We start from the raw sequence: 20587 nt of genomic DNA, 5'->3' as shown, positions 1-20587 counted from the left end.
CTTATTTGTGTTGTTTCTTGACCATTGCATTCGCGATGTCCCAGCTTAGCCTTGCCGCTAGTCGAGCGGTTTGGCTGTCTACGTCGTAGGTGGGGTTATATTCGGCGATATCTGCAATGAGTAGTTTGCTGTTGTAATGCAAAATTCTTTCTAGGAATAAGGCAAGTGAATCGTAGCTGACACCACGAGCGGCAGGAGCGCTGACTCCTGGAGCGGTGGCTGCTGAGAATACATCAAGATCGATCGTCAGGTAGATGTAGTCGCAGTTGTCGATAAAATGCTGTAATTGAGTCAGATGGTAGATGTGATTGATATGAGATAACTCATGATCTTCTACGTACCAAACGCCGAGCTCGTCAGCTCTTTTAAAGAGTGCAGCGGTGTTACTTGCACGGCTGACGCCAAGGCATGCGTAGTGAAATAGCCAATCGTTTTCAGCGCAATATTGCTGAATTTGATTGAAAGGGGTGCCCGAGCTTGGTTTCACATCCGCTAGGTGGCTTTCAAATGCGCGTAAATCGAAATGGGCGTCGAAATTGATGATGCCAATCTTCGGCTTGCTGTCTGGTTGCGTTGCTTTGAAGTGCTTAGCTAGCCCTTGAAATGATGCCCATGCAACTTCGTGACCGCCTCCGAGAGTGATCACCTTGGTTGAAGACAGGGCTTGAGCAATAACATCTGAGCACTGAGCTTGGCTCAGCTCCAATTGGTCGTCTTCGCAAGTGACATTTCCAAGATCGTAGATGGGAGCATCTTGGTGCCAAGCCATATTAGCTAATGCGCGACGGATTAAATCAGGAGCACGTTTAGCTCCAATTCGGCCTTTGTTTCTTGCAACACCGGCATCAGAAGCGTAACCCAATATCGCCACACTTTGCTCAGCAGCGTTTAAGTCGAACACTTGTTTTGAACGAATAGCGTGATGTACACGTTGACCTAGGTCACCGTCTTCAGCGTCATGTCGTCCTTGCCAGTGAAATTCGTGGGTAGTTTCAGGTTGCACAGAATTAGTCATGACAGATTACTCCATTAACAATACGTTGCGATAAGCGTGGGACACCTACTTGATAGCTTAGGTCAGCTGGATGTTGAATGTTCCAAATTGCAAAGTCTGCTTCCATCCCTACTGCTATTTGTCCTCGTTTACCTTTTTGTCCTATTGCTTGAGCGGCATTGACAGTAACTGCACGCAGAGCTTCTTCTGGTGTGAGTCTAAATAATGTACAGGCCATATTCATCATCAAGGTTAGGTCTGCAAAAGGGGATGTTCCTGGGTTTAAGTCAGTCGCTATACCCATCGGAATGTTACTGTCGCGTAATAATTGAATCGGTGGTTCTTGCGTTTCTTTTAGGAAGTAGAATGCACCAGGGAGTAGTGTAGCGATGGTGTTGGACTGAGCGAGCTGTGTTACACCTGCTTGATCCAGATACTCGATATGATCAACAGAAAGTGCACCATATTTTGCAGCTAAAGCGCTGCCACCCATATTGGAAAGTTGCTCTGTATGCCCCTTAATTGCGAGTCCATGCTGCTTTGCTGCTTCAAACACTTTGGCGGTTTGATCTAGGTTGAACCCTATGGACTCACAGAACACATCAACGGCATCGGCCAAGTTTTCTTCGGCAACTGCAGGGATTATTTCTTGGCAGACCAAATCAATATACTGGTCTGCCTTGCCCGCAAACTCTGGTGGAAGAGCATGAGCAGCTAGCAAAGTGGTAGACACTTTAATGTGACGATGACTTTCGAGCGCCTTTGCAGCTCTGAGCATCTTTAATTCATCGTTCAAGGTCAATCCGTAGCCAGATTTTACTTCGACACTCGTTACACCTGATTTCATCAAACCTTCTAAGCGAGGAAGTGCAAGATCCACTAACTCTTCTTCCGAAGCGTTTCGAGTTGAATGTACCGTTGAAAGGATGCCTCCCCCTTGTTTAGCGATCTCTTGATAAGGCACACCTTGCAAACGCATTTCAAATTCGTTGGCGCGGTTTCCGGCATATACAAGGTGAGTATGGCTGTCGATAAGGCCAGGAGTAACGATGTTTTCGGAGCAGTCGATAATAGGGAGTTGAGAATCAACATCGCTGAGTGTATTAAAGATTGAAACGATTTTTCCTGCTTTTACGACGACGTGTTTAGGCTCGGTCGGTTGGTAACCAGATTCTGAAGAAGCCATCGTAACTAAACGCGCATTACTAAGTATTAAATCCATTCCAATCTCGTCTTATTCGATAATTACATTTAAATGTATATACAAATAAATAGAGCATTAAATGATACTTAGCAAGTTGATGTTGCGAAAATGTGATCAGTAAATAGGATGAAACCCTATATTAGAGCAAAACCTTGGAGCTTAATTTGTATTTAGATCCTGGATGGTAAAGCAGGGCAAAGCTCACAAGCTTGTCTCCACTCCAAGTACGGCGATTAAGCAGCAAGCAGGGCTCAGAGCCTGACAATTCAAGAATCTGTTTGGTAGCAGCATCAGGGACTATTGCTTCTACCGTGTGCTCAATAGCACTAAGTGGGCAGTTTTCGGAAAGGTATTGGTTTGGGGTGGTGCGAGTATAGTTTTGATCTAGATATTGTGGGGCGTAAAGTGGATTAACCCATCTGACTTCTCGCTGAATGGCCTTTTGATCTGCAAAGTGAATGATTTCACTGTAGAACACGGTAGCGCCAAGCATGATACCTAAACGTGTGGCGACACTTTCATCAGCAATGATCTCGCATTGTTTCAGTACTTCACTGCTGTAATCCTGGCCTCTATTTTTGACTTCCTGCGCGATATTTCGAATATCTAGCAGGGGAGATTCAGCCTTATCTTTACTCTTGCAGACGAAAGTACCCAGCCTTGGCTTTCTTACAAGTTTCCCTTCAGATACAAGATCGCGAATTGCTTTATTGACAGTCATTCTGCTGACATTAAATTGCTCTGTAAGCTCAAGTTCTGTAGTGATTTGGTGTCCAACCGGCCACTGACCACTCACGATTTTTTCGTCAATGTACTGTTTGATCTGAAGGTAAAGCGGAGAGCTAGGCATAATTGACCCTTAAATTGACTATACAAATAGCTTAACGTATTCAGATTTATTTTCAATTGGTACGCAGACGAATGGTGTGTCACTCGAATTCTTTATGGTTGAAGGCTTGAATCCGGTGAGTAAACAAGGTTCACTAGCCTAACTCTAATGAATAATAACTATCAGTGATGATTGGGAAATAAGTATGTTTAAGAAATTAAAATCGTCTTTAGGTATTGGTGCCGCGAAAGTAGATACGATTTTAGACAGTATTGATGTCGTTCAGGGCGGAGAACTGACAGGCCAAGTTCATATTATGGGTGGAGACGTTGAGCAGCAAATAGATGCAATTAATTTGGTTCTTAATACTGAAGTCAAAGTCGAAACAGAAGATAGCACGAGCTATGAGACGTTCTCTTTAGGGCGAATTCAGGCTGTTGAATCGTTTGTGGTTCAACCTGGAGAAGTCAAACAAGTTCCCTTCAGATTACAGTTGAATCCTGAAACACCGATTACTGAACTTAATGTGCTAAAAAATCAAACTCATGTGTGGGTAGAAACGACGCTTGATATTGATTTTGCAATTGACCCTAAAGACCGTGATTTTGTGCAAGTTAAGCCGTTGCCTGTCGTAAGCAAAGTAATTTCAGCCCTTGAAGCGGCAGGAATGACGATGGTTAAAGCGGATGTTGAAAAAGGGTATTTGAAGAGCAATAACTTTTCTTCTCGCTCGGGGTGCTACCAAGAACTGGAATTTAGGTCTGGTGGTTTTGTAAATAATAAAGAAGTTGAGCTTTCATTTGTATTGGAAGGTCAGATGGTACATTGCTTGGCAGAAGTTGACCGCTCATTGAGCTTTAGAGGGGATCAATATACTTCTTTTAGCTTGTCAATGAATGCAAGTGACTCAGAAGTATCGAATGCGGTTAGGCATGTTTTAAGCATTTAGTTATCCAGTTAACAAGGAGAGGGTAGATGGGCATTTCCATCTACCCTTTTTATGACTAGCGTATATAGCCGATTGAAAAAGCGATATCGGTACTGTTGTCCATGTAAAAAACGTTTTCGACGAGTGATAGCTCAATCGCCGAGTTTTCCATCAAGTAACGGTAGCCGAGCAAGAACTCATTAGCGGAATGAGCAAAGTCAGATGAGCCACTTTCAGCCCCTTGATACCATCGATACTCTAAATGTATTTGATGGTTCTTACGCCATTGGTATTGGTAACCACCGATCAAAGATAATGTCATTTTCTTCATTGGAAAGTCGCCAATCATGTTTTGGCTATGCCGGTAATTGGTACCAACCGTACCGAAAAGTGTATGCTCGTCTTTAGTGTGTGTGTAATTGGCTTGGAGGCTTTGCTCGACACTGTCGCCTTCAAATGTCCCGTTATTGACTCGATTGACATAAATTGCGCCACCAATAGATAAACCGTAATTTTCTTGGGTCAATACTTGGTATTGTCCGTATAAAGTCAATGCATTAACTATCGTCGTTCGCTGGAAGCCTTGTGCATCAATGCCGTATTTAGGAATTTGAATATTGAATTGATGGTTATCGACTTGATCTCTACCATTTTGAGAAATTCCAAATAGGCTGTGGAAATCTCTTACGAGCCCGTCTAAGTAGTTGTTCGCAGCATAGTTCCAGCGGTAGTTAAGGTCGAACTGCCAGTTCTTTGATGCTTGCCATTTCCCTCCTAATATCAGTTGGTTCTGATAATAATCAGCATGATAGTCGCCGGATTCAATCCAAATGCTGGCGGCGGTCAAGCTCGAATAAAACTGAAACTCATTTTCAGGTAAAGAAAACCCCGATTTTAAACGTGGGGTTAGGCTTATGGTTTGAAGCGGTGCTTGAGCGTAGCTAGTGATTGGACCGTATTGGTTTGGCTGTTCATTCGACTGAGCTGAGGCGAAGTAGAGTAGGCTAATGAAAACCCAATATCTGTTCATATCTTCTCCTTGAATGCAGCCTGTCTGACTATAAGTTTAGTGCGAAATCTTTAACGTAAGAGAAAACCCCAACAAAACGGGTGATAAGGAGGCTAAACAATCTTTATCGCTTTGATTGTTATTTTTGATAGGTCGGTTAGAATGGTCGGCTTAGTAAAGGTTTGAGCATCAGTATTGCACGACTTTACTTAGTGATTTTTATCTATTTATTGAATTCCTTCAGTGTTTTGAAGGAAATACACTTAGCATGTGTTGCTTGGTATGCAACACCACTGTAAAGGACAAATAATGCCTATTATTACTCTTCCTGACGGCAGTCAGCGTCAATTCGACAACCCAGTTTCTACTTTAGATGTTGCACTATCAATCGGTCCAGGTCTTGCGAAAGCAACCATCGCTGGCCGTGTAGATGGCAAGCGTGTTGATGCTTGTGATCTAATTGAAGCAGATGCGAGCCTTGAAATCATCACCGCGAAAGACGAAGTCGATGGTTTAGAGATCGTTCGCCACTCTTGTGCTCACTTACTTGGCCACGCGATTAAACAGCTTTACCCAGAAGTTAAAATGGCAATTGGTCCAACTATCGATAATGGTTTTTACTACGATATCGATCTGGAACACTCTTTAACGCAAGAAGATATCGAAAAAATCGAAAAGCGTATGAAAGAGCTTGCTAAGACCAAGTATCAAGTAGTTAAGAAAACGGTTAGCTGGCAGGAAGCGCGCGATGCATTTGAAGCTCGCGGCGAAACTTACAAGATGGAAATCTTGGATGAAAACGTTTCTAAAGACGATCGTCCGGGCCTATACCATCATGAAGAATACATCGACATGTGTCGTGGGCCACACGTACCGCACATGGGGTTCTGCCAACACTTTACTCTTCTAAGTGTTGCGGGCGCATATTGGCGCGGTAACAGTGACAACAAGATGCTACAACGTATCTACGGCACTGCATTCCACGACAAAAAAGCATTAAAAGCTCATCTAACTCGTTTAGAAGAAGCGGCGAAGCGTGACCACCGTAAGATTGGTAAGCACCTAGATCTATTCCACATGCAGCAAGAAGCTCCTGGAATGGTTTTCTGGCACCACAATGGTTGGACAATCTTCCGTGAACTAGAAATGTTCGTACGCGAAAAGCTAACTCAATACGATTACCAAGAAGTGAAAGGTCCATTAATCATGGATCGCGTTCTTTGGGAACGTTCAGGCCACTGGGACAAATACTCAGAAGCAATGTTTACGACTTCTTCAGAAAACCGTGAATACGCTCTTAAGCCAATGAACTGCCCAGGTCACGTTCAAATCTTCAACCAAGGTCTTAAATCGTACCGTGATCTACCATTACGTATGGCTGAATTTGGTTCATGTCACCGTAATGAGCCGTCAGGTGCACTACACGGCATCATGCGTGTTCGTGGCTTTACTCAAGATGATGCTCACGTATTCTGTACTGAAGAACAAGTACAGCAAGAAGTGAAAGCGTGTATCGAGATGGTGTATGACACTTACACGACTTTCGGTTTCGAAAACATCGTAGTTAAGCTGTCAACTCGTCCTGAGCAACGTGTAGGTTCTGATGAAATGTGGGACCGTGCGGAAGCTGACCTTAAGCTAGCGCTTGAATCAATGGAAATTCCATATGAAATTCAAGACGGCGAGGGTGCATTCTACGGACCGAAAATTGAATTCACGCTACATGATTGTCTAGATCGTGCGTGGCAATGTGGTACAGTGCAGCTTGATTTTGCATTACCAGAGCGTTTAGGTGCAACTTACGTTGGAGAAAATAACGAGCGTCACACGCCAGTTATGATTCACCGTGCTATCCTTGGTTCACTAGAGCGTTTCATTGGTATCTTAATTGAAGAATACGCAGGCTTCTTCCCAACTTGGTTGGCGCCGGAGCAAGCAGTTGTAATGGGCATTACCGACAAACAGTCTGAATATGTGCAAGAAATTACAAAAAAACTGCAAAAAAGTGGATTTAGAGTCAAAGCGGACTTGAGAAATGAGAAGATAGGCTTTAAAATCCGCGAACATACTTTGAAACGTGTACCGTTCATGCTTGTGTGTGGTGACCAAGAAATGGAAGCCGGCGAAATTGCAGTACGTACGCGTAAAGGTAAAGACCTTGGCAAGTTTAAAGTGGATGACTTTATTTCTTACATCCAAGCTGAGGTTTCAAGCCGTAAGCTCAATCTGGAGGAATAGCTATTAAAGGCGGAAGACGTGGCCAACAACCGGCCAAACAAAACCAGCACCGTTTAAACGGTGATATTCGTGGCGTACGTGAAGTTCGTCTAACTGGCGCTGATGGTGAAGCTGTTGGTGTTGTTTCAATCAATGAAGCACTTGAAGCAGCTAATGAAGCTGGTATGGATCTTGTAGAGATCAGCCCTAACGCCGAGCCGCCAGTTTGTCGTGTGATGGACTACGGTAAGTTCCTCTTCGAGAAGAGCAAAGCTGCGAAAGAGCAGAAGAAGAAGCAAAAACAGGTTCAGATTAAGGAAATTAAATTCCGTCCTGGAACTGATATTGGTGACTATCAGGTAAAACTACGCAACCTGACTGGTTTCCTAGAAGACGGCAACAAAGTGAAGGTAACAATTCGCTTCCGTGGCCGCGAAATGGCCCACCAGAACATCGGTGTTGACGTTCTAAATCGTTTGAAAGCGGATACTGAAGAATTTGCAGTAGTCGAATCTTTCCCAACGAGAATTGAAGGTCGCCAGATGATCATGGTATTGGCGCCGAAGAAGAAGTAATTAAAGGCTTTACAAGTAATAATAGCGCCTCTGCTGTTTTACAGCAGAGGCGTTTTATTCGCCCTAATTACTATGTTTATTAACAACTCAACAATGCGGAGTTATTCATCATGCCTAAGATGAAAACCAACAAAGGTGCTGCTAAGCGTTTCAAGAAAACTGCTGGTGGTATTAAGTTTAAGCACGCTGGTAAACGTCACATCCTGACTAAGCGTACTACTAAGAACAAGCGTCAGCTACGTCCGAATGCGATCCTTCCTAAATGTGAAGTGGCTCAAGTTCTACGTATGATGCCATACGCTTAATTCTTTTTAGTTTAATAATCGTTTAGTTTAGGAGAAGCATAATGCCTCGCGTAAAACGTGGTGTACAAGCTCGTGCACGTCATAAGAAAGTTCTAAAACAAGCTAAAGGTTACTACGGAGCACGTTCACGTGTTTACCGCGTAGCTTTCCAAGCAGTTACCAAAGCTGGTCAATACGCTTACCGTGACCGTCGCAACAAGAAACGTCAATTCCGTCAACTATGGATTGCACGTATCAACGCGGCATCTCGTCAAAATGGTCTATCTTACAGCCGTTTCATCAACGGTCTTAAGAAAGCATCTATCGAGATCGATCGTAAGATTCTTGCTGACATCGCAGTATTCGACAAGGCTGCATTCGCAGTTCTAGTTGAAAAAGCGAAAGCGTCTCTATAATTTAGAGTTTGCTTAAAGGTTTAAGAAAAGGAGAGCTTCGGCTCTCCTTTTTTATTACCTGAAATTTGTCCTTCCTTTAACGCTTGTCTGAGTTTCTCTTATCTACTAATAAGTTAGTCTTAACCTAACGTATGGTGAGTTTGTTCTCATCAACACTGTGGCGGTCCTCTTTACACTGAATATTGATACCTCTGAGGCTTAGTTAGTGCAATAGGGGTATCAGTGCAATCTTATAAAAAGGTTGCACGGCAATGTTGGGTAAGGTTATGTTATTTCAACACATTGTTTGGATTTCCATTCAGGGAAGAAAATGAAAAAAGATAAAGTAGCTTTGGTAACAGGTGGTGGAAGAGGTATCGGCGCTGCGGCAGTTAAATTGCTCGCCAAAGAAGGTTATTCCGTATGTATCAACTATGTGTCTGACTTCAATGCGGCCTCAGCACTGCAGAAAGATATTGAGAAGTTAGGGGCGAAATGCATAGTTGTTCAAGCCGATGTTTCAATTGAAAAAGATGTGGAGCGCTTATTTAATACGGTGGACAATGAGCTAGGAACTCTTGATGTACTGGTTAACAATGCTGGAATATTAAAGCAGCAATCGCGTATGGAAGATATCTCCGCTGAACGGTTTTCTGAGATTCTACAAACTAATGTCATGAGTTGCTTTTTGTGTAGTAAAGCTGCAGTCAAAAGGATGTCCACAAGACATGGTGGGACAGGTGGAAGTATCGTGAATGTGTCGTCAGGAGCAGCCAAGAGTGGTTCTCCCAATGAATATGTAGACTACGCAGCTTCTAAAGGGGCAATGGATACAATGACCCGCGGCTTAGCAATGGAAGTTGCGGAAGAGGGGATTCGAGTAAATGGTGTTCGACCGGCATTAATTTATACTGAAATGCACGCATCAGGCGGTGAGGCTTGTCGTGTTGATAGACTTCGTGAAAATATACCTTTGAAAAGAGGTGGGGAGCCACGCGAAGTAGCAGAAGCGATCGTCTGGCTCGCGTCTGATAAATCTTCCTTTGTCACTGGCAGTTTTGTGGATACAACTGGCGGCCTTTAACGCTGTAAGTATTAGGCAAACTTGATGGAAACCTCTAGTATTTGAGTAGAGGTATCTTAAATGGTTGTAAGTCGTTCTAACTCTCAGTGTGGAAAGCATTCGATTCCTAACCCTTGCGTTAGGAATTGCTGTTTAGATAATAACGATGTTTGCTTAGGTTGTTATCGAACTTATCTAGAAATCATTAATTGGAATGCTTCTTCAGAAGAAGATAAACAACTAATTCTTACGTTGTGTGAACAGCGGCGGGCTAAACGTACTTTGTAAACTGCAGTGATTCCCCTTATTTTGCAGTAAATTCAGCCTGTCGTCTTCGCTAATATTCCCATTACGACTTAATGTTATAGCTCTTAATTCCTAATCGAATTCAGAGTAAATAAGTTGCTAGAAGTCCCTCTTCTTACCTGTCACTAATTGGGGTAAATTATCGGGACAAAATCTATCTAGGAATGAGAAATGAAAGCCCTAACGACGATGACATTCTTCGAACGTTTTGAAGCAGATATCCTTTCAGGCAAGAAAACTATCACGATTCGCGATGAATCGGAAAAATACTATCAGTCCGGCACTGTTGTCAAAGTCTCAACTCTTGAAAGCGGTCGAAAGTTTTGTTCGTTAAAAATACTGTCTGTTACTCCGGTTCTATTTGCGGACTTGGACGACTTTCATGCTCAACAAGAAAACATGACGCTCTTTGAATTAAAACGCGTGATACAAGATATATATCCAGGTATTGATCAGCTCTATGTCGTTCAATATCAACTAGCACCTTAATTCGGAAATCTTGTTTATGTCTAAAGAGATAATGTTTCAGCTATTTCAGCGTGAATATAATCATCAACTTTTAGAGCGACATGAGTCTCTCATAAGTGATGAACAGGCAGAGGCTTTCTCTCAATGGTGTTCAACTAGAAGATCCCTCGAGCGTGCAGACGTTGCTGATACCACTTGGATTAAGACCTGTACCGGAGGGTATATAACGGAAGTGATTTTTCGCCATGATGGAACCCTTAATGAATACCGGCTCTTTGATCGTTTTGCGACGTCGGGGTGTTGGAGCATTAAAGATGGATGTTTAGACGTAGAAATCGCTAAAGGTGAAAATAAATATCAACTTATTGTGGTTGGCAATAGGGAAGTGAATATACATTCGGCCATAGAGTACAAGAATGGAGAGCTCCACTCCTACTTAAAGCTTGCCCAAGTTAAGCCTTAAAAAATGCCTAGTTTAATAACTAGGCTTTTTTTAGTTTAGGCGACGAAGTTTTCTAATTTCTTAAAGGTTGTACTGAACTTGTCTTCAGGAGCGCAAACGGATAAAAGATCTTCAATGAAATATTTTAGAGCTCTAGATTCAATCGCTTTAACTTTTTGTTGCTGGTCTTGGCTTAAGTAGCCATAGATTGAAGCTGCTCCGAAATCACCAAATATCATCTCACTTTGGCTATTGATCAGTACGTTGTGAGCATATAGGTCACCATGACAAACTTTGTTAGCATGAAGATGCTCAAATACACCGATCATTTGCGTGACAATTTTATCGATATTCTCAATTGATAAAGAAAAGCCGTCATTGAACCTATCTCTAGTACAGCTCTCTAGGCAAGGCGGTAATCCCAAGTTGAAATAGTCAGAAGGGATGAGCTCCATCACTAGTGAAAGGTAATTTGGTTCATCGACTTGAGCGATTGATTTAACAAGGTTTTGATGAAAACCAGTTTGTAGACAAGCTTCAAGTTCGTCGTGCGGATAGCCGTCACTTGTCACTTCTCCTTTAAACACCTTTACGGCAACTTCTTTTGGAAAATCAAACTCTGGATTGTGCCAGTTAGCGTGTGAAATGACGCCAGAAGCACCCTGACCTAAAACTTGATTTAAGCTGTAGCTCGTAGAAGGAACTTTTGGTACGCCTTCTGAACTGACGGCATGCTTGCAAAATGGGTTTCCAGCAAATGCGATCCACGCCAATTTTGGTAGCTCCAGTAGCGATTTAGGAAACTCTTGAAGCTGGTTTGCTGATAGTCGGATTAACTCTAAGTTTACTAACTTAGACATAGTTTTCGGCAGTTGACGTATTTGATTACCGGCTAACGCGAGCTTCTGGAGGCGAGGGCGTTCGCCTAAAGAGTTAGGTAAAGCTTCTATTTGGTTATCAGTTAAAATTAACCAACGTAATTGTTGTGGTAGTGATGTTTCTGGAACGTTTTTAATCTGATTCGTTTTGAAACCGACCATTTCTAACTGTCCACACGCGCCTAGTGAAGCCGGTAGTTCGGTAAATAAGTTATTGGAGGCGAATAGGATTTTTAGTTTGCGTAACTCAGCAATTTGCTCGGGAATATCAGAAAGGCGATTATTCGACAGATCTAAGATTTCTAATGAATCCGCTAACTCAAGAATTTCCATTGGAAATGATGTAAGTTGTTCCGAGATCTGAACGCGCTTTACGCCTTTTAGCTGACCTGTTCGTAACTGCTCGAGAGTATGCAAAGTTTTTCCCTATTATTGTTTTTTGGTTAAAGGCGGCATTCTACTGATAGTGAATCAGAATGGCGAGCCTCTAATCTCAATTCGTCGACTAGATATACGACTCAATTAGGCTATAGGTTTTCCCTATTGAATAAAAAGCCACAACCAATTTTATTCAATAAGCGTAACGATTTATCCTCAGCCGCAATTGGGGGATAAGAATATGAATGAAAAAAAAGCAATAGTAGTAGAAGGTGGGGCAATGCGTGGGGTCTTTGCCAGTGGGGTACTAGACGCTTTCATGGAAAAAAATCATAGCCCGTATGAGGCTGCTTTTGGTGTTTCGGCTGGGGCGAGTAATCTTGTAGGTTTCTTGTCTCAACAGCCAAAGCGCAGCATTGAAGTCATCACTAAAATGGCGACGACGAAAGATTTTTTTAATATTAGGCGTGCTATTTCTGGTGGAAGTTTAGCGGATGTGAAATGGCTATGGGAACAATCAAAACTGGCATTCCCTATTGATAATCAAACGTTATTTTCCGCTATTCCATTGTACGTTGCGGTGACCAACATTAAGAATGGTCAAGCGGAATATCACAAAGTCACGCCAGACAATATAGATAAGGTCATGGAAGCAACCGCAGCTTTGCCAATGATCTATAAAGATACGCCGTGTTTTGATAATCAGTGTTACACCGATGGCGGCGTTGCAGATTCTATTCCAGTGATGGAAGCTTACCGCAATGGGTTCAAAGATATTACTGTCGTTCTCTCTCGCCCGCTTACTTTTCAGATGAAGCCTTTGAAGTACCCAAGGTTAGTCAATGCATTGTTTTCTGATAATCCTAGGTTAGTACAGGCAATGTTGTTAAGGGAAGAACGGTATAACGCATCCATTGAGTTCATTCGTAACCCGCCAAGCGATGCTACGGTTCGAGTAATTGCTCCCTCTCCTGATTACCATGTGAAGAGATTGACAATGGATAAAAGAAAGCTGATGGCTGGATACAATATGGGGAAAGAAGAAGGGTTCAAACATATGATTGCGTTGCAAAACCTAGCGGGCCTGAATGAAGAAAATTGTCACTTCTGCTTTTAATCGGGTACTTAATCTGATTGTGGTGATTTTTATCCATAATGATTGGCGATTTTTAGTCTGTTTCTAATTGGTAGTAATCTCTAAGATGCCTCCATTGCTTTCGCTCTACGAGGAAATTCGAAATGGCACATCAAATTATTACAGACTTAAATAACCGCTATACAGCTAAAAAGTATGACGCAGAGAAACGTATTACCTCTGAAGATATGGAAGTTATCAAGGAATCGATTCGCTTGTCGGCTTCATCCATTAACTCTCAGCCTTGGAAATTTATTGTTATCGAGAGTGATGAAGCAAAGCAGCGTTTCCACGATACGTTTGAAAATATGCACCAATTCAATCAGCCACATGCTAAGTCGGCATCACATACGATTTTGCTAGCGCATGATCCGAAGTTCACTAAAGAAAAATTTGCTAAACGTGTGGATGCGGAAGTGACTTCAGGACATTTACCTGCTGATATGTACGATACCTTTATGGGCGCATACGCGTTCGCTGAGATGAATACTGACGAGTCTGGTTACAATGGTACGTGGACGAAAGCGCAGCTTTATATTGCCTTGGGGAACCTTTTGCATACACTTGCTCGCTTAGGTATCGACTCTACGCCGATGGAAGGTATTGACTCAGCTCTTGTTGGTGAAGCATTTAAAGACCATCTAGATGGGCATGTTTGTGAAGTCGCATTAGCGATTGGCTACCATCAAGATGGCGAAGACTATAATCACGGACTTCCAAAAGCACGTCTTGCATTAGACGATGTGATCTCAGTGTTATAATTCTTAAAAAGCCCCGCTGAATTTGCGGGGCTTTTTTCTTCGAGTTGTTTACTTCAAATATATTTCCCACCTTGGTGGTGTCCCAATGTATTTTTGCACTTCTTCAACAAACATCTTTGCAATCTTCGTATGCTTTCTGTGCGGATAGATAGCATAAATTGCGGTATCTTTGGTTGATATATCGTAGTCGGGTAGGAGTAACGAAAGGTTTAATTCTTCTAGTGAGCTATGTAAATTAGCAAGCTCAATCATCGCATAGCCGAGTCCATCTCTCACTGCGTCAATGGTGGTTCTTACGTCGCTGACCTTATAGCTCCCTTTCATTTTGTGGGTACTATAAGATGCACTTCCTACTTCATCGTTTATGACTAACTGATCGACCGTCATATCCCCATTGGTGTACAGAACCGATGGCAGTTGTATTAGCTCTTGAGGTGTAGCTGGGTTGCCATGTTCTTTGATGAAGTCGTTTGACGCGATCAATATAAAGTTAGTTTCAGCAATTTTTTTTGCAATGAGGTTTGAATCTTGTAGCTTGCCCAAGCGGAATGCGAGATCAATATTCTCAGAAATGATGTCATTCTTTTTATCGGATAAGACATGAACAATCTGGATATCTGGATAGGTTTTCATGAATTGCGAAATCACAGGTTGCAAATACCCATGTCCGAAGAAAATAGGGGAGGTGATCCTTAGAATCCCTTTCGGCTTAGATTGATAAGAGTCGGCGATAAGCTGAACCTGATCAAGTGAGTCTTTCAGAACATGGGCTTGATCCAAAATCTCTTCACCAGCAGAAGTTAGAGAAAAAGAACGTGTAGACCTATTGAGCAACTGAACACCAAGGTCGGCTTCTAGTTTCTTTATTTGTTTGGAGAGCGCGGAATTATCCATGTCGTGTAAGGTGGCTGCTTTGGTGAATGAACCTTGTTGAACAACGTCTAAAAACAGCAATAATCGGTTAGTCGTAGACATCGTAATTCCTACATTTTATGATCTGACTTGCATGCTACCATGCTTCAAAACGTCTTTGCATTTTACGCATAAGAATACCTGGAACAGATGAGCTAGGGAGGGGAAATCGAAAAGCGCCTCAGAATCGAAGCGCTTGGAAGTGAGAAGAATTAGAATGGGAACAAGGTACTGGTTTCAGAATCTAAGAGCTCTTTTAAGATGTTCAACCCTTCTTCAAGCCGGGCTTCCGTGCTGACAGACATCAGAGATAGTCGAACATGTTCGGATTCACTACCGTTAACATCAAAGTACCCGCCACTGCTTACAATGACACCTCGATTTTTGGCTTCCATCATTAAACGATCGGCTTTCCAGTTTACTGGCAAGGGCAACCAGATGTGGTATCCGGTTGCTCGACACCAAATCGATGGCAACACACTCCGAGCGATTGTTTGTCTTTCTGCTGCTGTTTTCCTTTGGTTCTCAGCTATTTCAAATGCTTCCCCTGATTCAATCAAGTGAGTCGCAGCAATGTAATTGATTGGAGACGATAACCAAATGTTGGCACGGATATGAGCATTCAATAATGCCATTTGGCTAAGTGGTGCTTTGATATAACCGCATCGCATGGCTGGGCTAAGCGCTTTGGACAGTGATGATACATGGAATGCTTTTTCAGGAACAAAGTTGCTGATCGCAGGAATGGGATTTTCATCTAAGAAGCAATAAATATCATCTTCAACCAGCCAAATGTTATGTTTTTCAATGACATTGGCGACTTCTCTTCGACGAGGCTCTGGCATAGTAATGCCTGTCGGGTTTTGATGAGATGGGACAACGACAACCAACTTCGGCTTGTGTTCAGTTATAACGTTCTCTAAAGAGGCTGGGCAAATACCTTGTTCATCCATCGAAACGCCAACGACTTTTCGACCTGCCAAACTCGCAATAGCTAGGATACCCGGGTAGGTCAGAGATTCAACCGCAATGGTGTCTCCAGGTTTGGTCAATAGATTAATAAGCAAAGAGAGTGCATGCTGAGCACCATCAGTTAACACTGTGTTGTTTGTATCGCCACCCTCTAAACCGAAGTGCTTTGCCCATTTTACGCCAGCTAATCGGTGAGCTTCGTGACCAGAAAATTCAGTATAACCAATCAGTTCAGAAGTCAGCTGTTCGCCAGCTACTTGATACGCTTTTTTTAAAGGTGCGACGTTCTTATACAAGCAAGGTTGTAAGATCGAGAAGTTAAAGTTGTCTTCTTCTTCAGGCGCTTTAATTGCAACATTTAAGTCAGACTGGGCGCAAACAAATGTCCCGCGGCCAACAAAGGATTCAAGTTGACCTTCTTGTGCCAATAGCTTGTATGCTTTTGCGACCGTTGCAGGGGTGGTGTCTAACTCGTTAGCTAAAACACGATGAGTTGGTAATTTGCAACCAGGTGAATATTCACCTAACTCAATTCTTTCCCTAATAACCTGCGCTATCTTGCTGAATTTTACGTCACTCACAGCCTTCCTCCTGACTCAATATGACGAAGAGTATAGTCCATTACTTAGTTTAATATAAATAAAAATATGTAAATTATGTTAATTTTTGTTATTGACATATGTCATTAGGTTGAATTAAATTAACTCAAAACAAAATAACAACGTCAAATTAGGGATAGGGAAATGTTAAACACTCATGTTGAGTCACTTCAGTTTGAAAGTGTGCAGGAGCTGCATATTTCATATGAAGCTTCGAGAAAACTAAAAAGTACTTTTACAAACCTAAGGTTAGGGGATGACAGTTCTTGGCTAGAAACTCGAGAGTGGCTTGGAAATACTGTGAAACATAGCTTGCCGGTAAACATTGTAGAAGCGATTCAGCGATTCAAAACCTCTGATGAACAATGTGCACTGATTGTTCGCGGCTTACCGATCGACAACGATTTGTGTGCGACACCTTATAAAGGCTATTTAGCACCCTCAAAAACACCATTGGCTAGCGCGTGTCACATTGGCATATATCAATTGGCTGGAATTGAACCAATTGCGTATAAAACAGAGAATGATGGCTTGCTTTTTCGCCATGTTGTACCGGCAATTAAAGGGCGCAACGAGAAGTCTTCACACGGCTCTACACATACATTCGGACATCACGTAGATAACCCTGATTTACCTCTTTCTTGTGAACCTTTGAATGGAAAGAGCGGATGTCCGGAGTTCCTTTCTTTAATGGCACTTCGCTCTGACTTGAGCGTTAGCTCAAATTTTATCTTGATTGATTCACTGATGGCGAAGCTCAGCCGCGGAGTACTAGAAGAGTTAGCAAAACCACAATTTAGTATTAGACGACCAGATTCATTTGGGCAATCAAGTTCGACGATTTTGCCGTTGGTGGTATTTGATGACAATGGCGTAATTCATTGCCGTTATGACAAAGAAAACACTACTCCAATGACAGAGAAAGCTGCCGCGGCACTAGTGATGTTGGAGGCTCAATTGAAAGATGCTTCATTGAAGCAACACATCGTATATCAACCAGGCGATTTGGTGATTATCAAGAATCAAAGAGTATTGCATAGCCGCGAGGGGTTCTCTCCGAGAGACGACGGAGCAGATCGTTGGCTGATGCGTTTATTTGGAATGAACTCTTTAGATCGAATCGTACAAGCATACCCAAAAACAGAACATATTGGACAAGATTAGGAGCAAGGCAATGGAAGTTAAAAACGTAGCATTTATCGGATTAGGCGTAATGGGTTTTCCAATGGCGGGGCACTTGTCTAACGCTGGCTTTAATACCAAAGTATACAACCGTACAGAGAGTAAAGCGCAAGATTGGGCTAAGCAATACAAAGGTGACTATGCCGTCACACCAAAAGAAACAGCACTGCACGCCGATGTAGTTGCAATTTGTGTAGGTAATGATGACGACGTAAGAAGCGTCGTGTATGGCGATAACGGCGTTTTAATGGGCATGAAGTCGGGTTCGGTATTAGTTGACCACACAACTACATCAGCAGAACTCGCCGAGGAATTGGCAGCAGCGTGTAAAAAGCAAGGCATTTACTTTGTTGATGCTCCAGTATCAGGTGGTCAAGCCGGTGCTGAAAACGGTGCACTGACTATCATGTGTGGCGGTGAAGAAACGGTATTCGCGTCGATTTCTGAACTTCTGAACAGTTACGCTAAACAGGCAACGCTTCTAGGCGGCCACGGGCAAGGACAGCGTTGCAAAATGGTCAATCAGATTTGTATTTCTGGTGTGCTTAAAGGGTTAAGCGAAGCGCTACTATTGGCTCAAAAATCGAATTTGAATATTGAGCAAGTCGTTAACGTATTAAAGCACGGCGCGGCGGGCTCATGGCAGATGGAAAATCGTGCTGTCACGATGGCGGAAGACAAGTTTGACTTCGGATTCGCGATTGATTGGATGCGAAAGGATTTAGGCATTTGTCTCAATGAAGCACAAAAACATGATTTGGAATTACCGCTAACACAAGAAGTGGATGCTCAATATGCAGATCTTCAAGCCAAAGGGCTTGGCAGAATGGATACGTCGGTACTCATTAAAGCTTACGAATAATAAATATATAAAGGATTAGATTATGGAATGGTTAGGGAGCGACATTACATTTTGGGTACTAGTTGCCTTAATGGTATCGGCATTTGCAGCAGGCTTTATTGATAGTGTCGCTGGGGGCGGCGGTTTGATTCTTGTTCCGTCGTTTATACTAGCGGGGTTGCCACCACAAGTAGCGCTAGGGCAAGAGAAAATCGTCAGTACTTTAGGCACGATTGCCGCAATTCGAAATTTCGTGAAGAATAAACGAGTGGTATGGACCGCCGCTGCAACAGGTATCCCTGCTGGTTTAATAGGGGCTTATGCTGGTGCTGAAGCAATACTGTATTTTGATCCTGATACAATCGGAAAGATTATACTTGGCATGTTGCCAATTGGTATTGTTCTCTCTTTCATTCCTAAGAAGCAAAACAAAGAGGAATCGGATCAAGAAATTAAGAAAGGCGTAATCCTGTTTGGTGTTCCGGCAGCAGTATTCGTGATTGGATTTTACGACGGATTTTTTGGCCCAGGAACTGGTAGCTTTCTGATTCTTGCTCTTCATTACTTGCTTAAATTTGATTTGGTTGCCGCATCAGCGACGTCTAAGTTATTTAATTTTGCATCAAACATTGGTGCTTTAATTGCCTTCGTTATTGCAGGGCATGTTTTGTACGCACTAGCGCTGCCACTTGTTGTGATGAACTTACTTGGTAACCATATGGGTAGTGCTTCAGCGATGAAATATGGACCTAAGCTAATCCAGAGAACGATTTCACTGTCGTTAAGCTTGTTAATGTTTTCTCTTGGCTATAAATTCTTCTTAGCTTAAACAGTAGATAGATCTAAATAAAAGCGACTAGGGGGAGGGCTACCTTTAGTCGCTTTTTTAATATGAGGTTATGTAGGCATTGTATTTGGAGCAGTGGAGGTTAACTGATTACGATAGTCTCGGTATTGTCGTAATGCGTGAAAAATATTGTTGGCAATGCATAACCAATTTGCCGTAAAAGCGATGGCAATAAGTACGGTGAGGTGAGGGGCAAAAAAGCAGATCACAATACTGATGAACAACGCGAGGTAAAGGTTGAATTGATATTTCATTCGCTTTCGGCTGATCAGTTGATAATGGTCGGGGAGCGGTATCATTGACATAGGATTTTTCATCATGATTCGCTGAAGGTGTAAGGTGATCAAGAAAGGAACGATCTTTAATAGCATTCCTTGAATAATCGCAAGAACAAAGCCCAGACTAAAAACAAAGCCAATTAATACTTCTAGTTTGCTATGCCACTGAATTGCCCAAATTGGGTGAGTAAATGGCACTACTAGCCAGAGTAACAATACACAGGATAGCATTAAATTGATTAGCCCAAACCGCCAGTAAGTCACGACGATATCGGGCAACTTTCGTTTCCGTTTACCTAATTTCTCAAGGGTTATGCCACAGTAAAATAATGCAGAAGTGATACAAATAACCCATCCCCAATGGGTACTGACTTCTTGGATACTTAATGCGGAGATGACTAGTCCCAGTGCAGAAGAGAGCACTAACCCATTACGCCATCGAGCCGAAAAACTGGGTGTGACATGAAACATTGGGATGACTTGAAAACTGACCGCCATAATCAGCAGCATGACCCAGCCAAAAGCGCCAACTCCTGCGTGCAAGTTTGTTAAAGACTTTCCTAAGGCGGGCAATTGAGTCCATAAATAGCCGCTAAGTAAAAAGAGGCCAAGAATCATTAGAGCTGAAAGCGCAATGATTGAAAGTAGTATTGGAAAACGTGTTTGTTCCCCTTTTGCATTGAACAGCAGTGCTTGCCCAAGCTTGAATATGAAATAGCTTAAGCTCGCGCTAAGAAGAATGTAAGCAATGCCAAAATTAGCCCACCCAAGAAATCCTGCACTAAGGGCCACAATGCCGATTGAATATATGGAGTGGAACAGCGTGAGCCGCCATCCGTTAATCGGAATAGGCGCGCCACACAAAACGGGCATCACTTGAAAGAGTGAACCAATCATGATCATCGCCATTGTGCCTAGCGCGACCAAGTGGGTGACGGCAAGAGTAACTGGCATCCAGCGGCTCAGCCAAATGGAGTCACCGTGAAATGCCAGTAGTAGAGAAGCAAATATAACAAATATCGGTGCGGTTAGATAAAACCGGAAGGGAGTCGATATATCTGGAATGGCATCAAAGTTAAGCCCCGCCATT

Annotated in this window: 22 protein-coding genes; 14 read left to right on the top strand and 8 right to left on the bottom strand. The window is 42.7% G+C overall.

Going from position 1 to position 20587, the window contains the following annotated elements; translation table 11 throughout:
• Position 1: 1 nt before the first annotated feature.
• The 3 genes from hutG to hutC form a co-directional block, all read right to left on the bottom strand.
• Positions 2-1015: a formimidoylglutamase gene (hutG, locus tag ACHUFI_RS17135; RefSeq protein ID WP_394251300.1), complete on the bottom strand. Its 1014-nt coding sequence runs from the start codon at positions 1013-1015 to the stop codon at positions 2-4.
• Positions 1008-2216 (bottom strand): imidazolonepropionase, encoded by a 1209-nt coding sequence (gene hutI / locus ACHUFI_RS17130; protein WP_394251298.1) that lies wholly within the window; start codon positions 2214-2216, stop codon positions 1008-1010. The genes hutG and hutI overlap by 8 nt, the downstream gene beginning before the upstream one ends.
• 121 nt (positions 2217-2337) lie before the next feature.
• Positions 2338-3048: a histidine utilization repressor gene (hutC, locus tag ACHUFI_RS17125; RefSeq protein WP_394251296.1), complete on the bottom strand. Its 711-nt coding sequence runs from the start codon at positions 3046-3048 to the stop codon at positions 2338-2340.
• A gap of 184 nt (positions 3049-3232) precedes the next feature.
• Here hutC and ACHUFI_RS17120 point away from each other — a divergent pair, with 184 nt between their 5' ends.
• Positions 3233-3976, top strand: coding sequence for a sporulation protein (locus tag ACHUFI_RS17120; protein WP_394251294.1), 744 nt, complete (start codon positions 3233-3235; stop codon positions 3974-3976).
• 55 nt (positions 3977-4031) lie between these two features.
• On the opposite strand, the gene ACHUFI_RS17115 is transcribed toward ACHUFI_RS17120, so the two are convergent.
• A complete protein-coding gene (locus tag ACHUFI_RS17115; RefSeq protein ID WP_394251292.1) occupies positions 4032-4985 on the bottom strand; it encodes a DUF3187 family protein in 954 nt (317 codons plus the stop codon).
• A 288-nt stretch (positions 4986-5273) separates the two neighbouring features.
• On the opposite strand from ACHUFI_RS17115, the gene thrS reads away from it, so the two are divergent.
• The 8 genes from thrS to ACHUFI_RS17075 all read left to right on the top strand — a co-directional run bounded on the left by thrS (position 5274) and on the right by ACHUFI_RS17075 (position 10735).
• Positions 5274-7202, top strand: a complete 1929-nt coding sequence (gene thrS, locus ACHUFI_RS17110; RefSeq protein WP_394251290.1) for a threonine--tRNA ligase — start codon at positions 5274-5276, stop codon at positions 7200-7202.
• The gene (infC, locus tag ACHUFI_RS17105) at positions 7199-7756 is read left to right on the top strand and encodes a translation initiation factor IF-3 (RefSeq protein WP_463596587.1); all 558 of its coding nucleotides are present in this window, start codon (positions 7199-7201) and stop codon (positions 7754-7756) included. Before thrS ends, infC begins: the two co-directional genes overlap by 4 nt.
• Before the next feature lie 110 nt (positions 7757-7866).
• Positions 7867-8061, top strand: coding sequence for a 50S ribosomal protein L35 (gene rpmI / locus ACHUFI_RS17100; RefSeq protein ID WP_137358066.1), 195 nt, complete (start codon positions 7867-7869; stop codon positions 8059-8061).
• Positions 8062-8102: 41 nt separating this feature from the next.
• Positions 8103-8456: a 50S ribosomal protein L20 gene (gene rplT / locus ACHUFI_RS17095; protein ID WP_004733517.1), complete on the top strand. Its 354-nt coding sequence runs from the start codon at positions 8103-8105 to the stop codon at positions 8454-8456.
• Positions 8457-8766: 310 nt separating this feature from the next.
• Positions 8767-9519: a glucose 1-dehydrogenase gene (locus ACHUFI_RS17090; protein WP_394251287.1), complete on the top strand. Its 753-nt coding sequence runs from the start codon at positions 8767-8769 to the stop codon at positions 9517-9519.
• 60 nt (positions 9520-9579) lie between these two features.
• Positions 9580-9786, top strand: a complete 207-nt coding sequence (locus ACHUFI_RS17085; protein ID WP_394251285.1) for a DUF1289 domain-containing protein — start codon at positions 9580-9582, stop codon at positions 9784-9786.
• 189 nt (positions 9787-9975) lie between these two features.
• On the top strand, positions 9976-10293 hold the full coding sequence (gene yqfB, locus ACHUFI_RS17080) for a N(4)-acetylcytidine aminohydrolase (RefSeq protein ID WP_394251283.1): 318 nt from the start codon (positions 9976-9978) through the stop codon (positions 10291-10293).
• A 31-nt stretch (positions 10294-10324) separates the two neighbouring features.
• On the top strand, positions 10325-10735 hold the full coding sequence (locus ACHUFI_RS17075) for a hypothetical protein (protein WP_394251281.1): 411 nt from the start codon (positions 10325-10327) through the stop codon (positions 10733-10735).
• 35 nt (positions 10736-10770) lie between these two features.
• Here the strand turns inward: ACHUFI_RS17075 and ACHUFI_RS17070 are convergent, their stop codons facing one another.
• On the bottom strand, positions 10771-12009 hold the full coding sequence (locus ACHUFI_RS17070; protein ID WP_394251279.1) for a leucine-rich repeat-containing protein kinase family protein: 1239 nt from the start codon (positions 12007-12009) through the stop codon (positions 10771-10773).
• A 202-nt stretch (positions 12010-12211) separates the two neighbouring features.
• Here ACHUFI_RS17070 and ACHUFI_RS17065 point away from each other — a divergent pair, with 202 nt between their 5' ends.
• Together ACHUFI_RS17065 and ACHUFI_RS17060 are read left to right on the top strand one after the other, a co-directional pair.
• Entirely contained in the window at positions 12212-13087 is an 876-nt protein-coding gene (locus ACHUFI_RS17065; RefSeq protein WP_394251277.1) for a patatin-like phospholipase family protein, read from the top strand.
• A 122-nt stretch (positions 13088-13209) separates the two neighbouring features.
• Positions 13210-13866 carry an NAD(P)H-dependent oxidoreductase gene (locus ACHUFI_RS17060; RefSeq protein WP_394251275.1) on the top strand — a complete coding sequence of 219 codons (657 nt, stop codon included), beginning with the start codon at positions 13210-13212 and terminating at the stop codon, positions 13864-13866.
• 48 nt (positions 13867-13914) lie between these two features.
• Here the strand turns inward: ACHUFI_RS17060 and ACHUFI_RS17055 are convergent, their stop codons facing one another.
• Both ACHUFI_RS17055 and ACHUFI_RS17050 read right to left on the bottom strand, forming a co-directional pair.
• On the bottom strand, positions 13915-14841 hold the full coding sequence (locus tag ACHUFI_RS17055; protein WP_394251273.1) for a LysR family transcriptional regulator: 927 nt from the start codon (positions 14839-14841) through the stop codon (positions 13915-13917).
• Between the two features lie 149 nt (positions 14842-14990).
• Complete coding sequence (locus tag ACHUFI_RS17050; RefSeq protein WP_394251271.1) at positions 14991-16331, bottom strand: aminotransferase-like domain-containing protein; 1341 nt, start codon at positions 16329-16331, stop codon at positions 14991-14993.
• Positions 16332-16493: 162 nt separating this feature from the next.
• On the opposite strand from ACHUFI_RS17050, the gene ACHUFI_RS17045 reads away from it, so the two are divergent.
• Genes ACHUFI_RS17045 through ACHUFI_RS17035 form a run of 3 tightly spaced genes read left to right on the top strand, consistent with a single transcriptional unit; the run spans position 16494 to position 19201 of the window.
• On the top strand, positions 16494-17513 hold the full coding sequence (locus ACHUFI_RS17045; protein ID WP_394251269.1) for a TauD/TfdA family dioxygenase: 1020 nt from the start codon (positions 16494-16496) through the stop codon (positions 17511-17513).
• Positions 17514-17523: 10 nt separating this feature from the next.
• Complete coding sequence (locus ACHUFI_RS17040) at positions 17524-18393, top strand: NAD(P)-dependent oxidoreductase (protein WP_394251267.1); 870 nt, start codon at positions 17524-17526, stop codon at positions 18391-18393.
• 22 nt (positions 18394-18415) lie between these two features.
• Positions 18416-19201 carry a TSUP family transporter gene (locus ACHUFI_RS17035; protein WP_394251265.1) on the top strand — a complete coding sequence of 262 codons (786 nt, stop codon included), beginning with the start codon at positions 18416-18418 and terminating at the stop codon, positions 19199-19201.
• 68 nt (positions 19202-19269) lie between these two features.
• On the opposite strand, the gene ACHUFI_RS17030 is transcribed toward ACHUFI_RS17035, so the two are convergent.
• The gene (locus ACHUFI_RS17030; RefSeq protein WP_394251263.1) at positions 19270-20586 is read right to left on the bottom strand and encodes a hypothetical protein; all 1317 of its coding nucleotides are present in this window, start codon (positions 20584-20586) and stop codon (positions 19270-19272) included.
• Between the last annotated feature and the right edge of the window lies 1 nt (position 20587).

It is taken from the genome of Vibrio profundi (genome assembly GCF_043642225.1).
Classification (GTDB): Bacteria; Pseudomonadota; Gammaproteobacteria; order Enterobacterales; family Vibrionaceae; genus Vibrio; species Vibrio profundi_A.
The sequence above is the reverse complement of the archived record's forward strand: the minus strand, read 5'-3'. Positions and strand labels throughout refer to the sequence as shown.

Bases quoted from the DNA above. Each gene is read 5' to 3' on its own strand.
- ACHUFI_RS17045 (WP_394251269.1), top strand. From the start codon at position 16,494: ATGTTAAACACTCATGTTGAGTCACTTCAGTTTGAAAGTGTGCAGGAG.
- rpmI (WP_137358066.1), top strand. From the start codon at position 7,867: ATGCCTAAGATGAAAACCAACAAAGGTGCTGCTAAGCGTTTCAAGAAA.
- ACHUFI_RS17060 (WP_394251275.1), top strand. From the start codon at position 13,210: ATGGCACATCAAATTATTACAGACTTAAATAACCGCTATACAGCTAAA.
- ACHUFI_RS17040 (WP_394251267.1), top strand. From the start codon at position 17,524: ATGGAAGTTAAAAACGTAGCATTTATCGGATTAGGCGTAATGGGTTTT.
- thrS (WP_394251290.1), top strand. From the start codon at position 5,274: ATGCCTATTATTACTCTTCCTGACGGCAGTCAGCGTCAATTCGACAAC.
- ACHUFI_RS17035 (WP_394251265.1), top strand. From the start codon at position 18,416: ATGGAATGGTTAGGGAGCGACATTACATTTTGGGTACTAGTTGCCTTA.
- hutG (WP_394251300.1), bottom strand. From the start codon at position 1,015: ATGACTAATTCTGTGCAACCTGAAACTACCCACGAATTTCACTGGCAA.
- ACHUFI_RS17065 (WP_394251277.1), top strand. From the start codon at position 12,212: ATGAATGAAAAAAAAGCAATAGTAGTAGAAGGTGGGGCAATGCGTGGG.
- hutC (WP_394251296.1), bottom strand. From the start codon at position 3,048: ATGCCTAGCTCTCCGCTTTACCTTCAGATCAAACAGTACATTGACGAA.
- ACHUFI_RS17085 (WP_394251285.1), top strand. From the start codon at position 9,580: ATGGTTGTAAGTCGTTCTAACTCTCAGTGTGGAAAGCATTCGATTCCT.
- rplT (WP_004733517.1), top strand. From the start codon at position 8,103: ATGCCTCGCGTAAAACGTGGTGTACAAGCTCGTGCACGTCATAAGAAA.
- ACHUFI_RS17055 (WP_394251273.1), bottom strand. From the start codon at position 14,841: ATGTCTACGACTAACCGATTATTGCTGTTTTTAGACGTTGTTCAACAA.
- ACHUFI_RS17075 (WP_394251281.1), top strand. From the start codon at position 10,325: ATGTTTCAGCTATTTCAGCGTGAATATAATCATCAACTTTTAGAGCGA.
- ACHUFI_RS17090 (WP_394251287.1), top strand. From the start codon at position 8,767: ATGAAAAAAGATAAAGTAGCTTTGGTAACAGGTGGTGGAAGAGGTATC.
- ACHUFI_RS17115 (WP_394251292.1), bottom strand. From the start codon at position 4,985: ATGAACAGATATTGGGTTTTCATTAGCCTACTCTACTTCGCCTCAGCT.
- hutI (WP_394251298.1), bottom strand. From the start codon at position 2,216: ATGGATTTAATACTTAGTAATGCGCGTTTAGTTACGATGGCTTCTTCA.
- yqfB (WP_394251283.1), top strand. From the start codon at position 9,976: ATGAAAGCCCTAACGACGATGACATTCTTCGAACGTTTTGAAGCAGAT.
- ACHUFI_RS17030 (WP_394251263.1), bottom strand. From the start codon at position 20,586: ATGGCGGGGCTTAACTTTGATGCCATTCCAGATATATCGACTCCCTTC.
- ACHUFI_RS17120 (WP_394251294.1), top strand. From the start codon at position 3,233: ATGTTTAAGAAATTAAAATCGTCTTTAGGTATTGGTGCCGCGAAAGTA.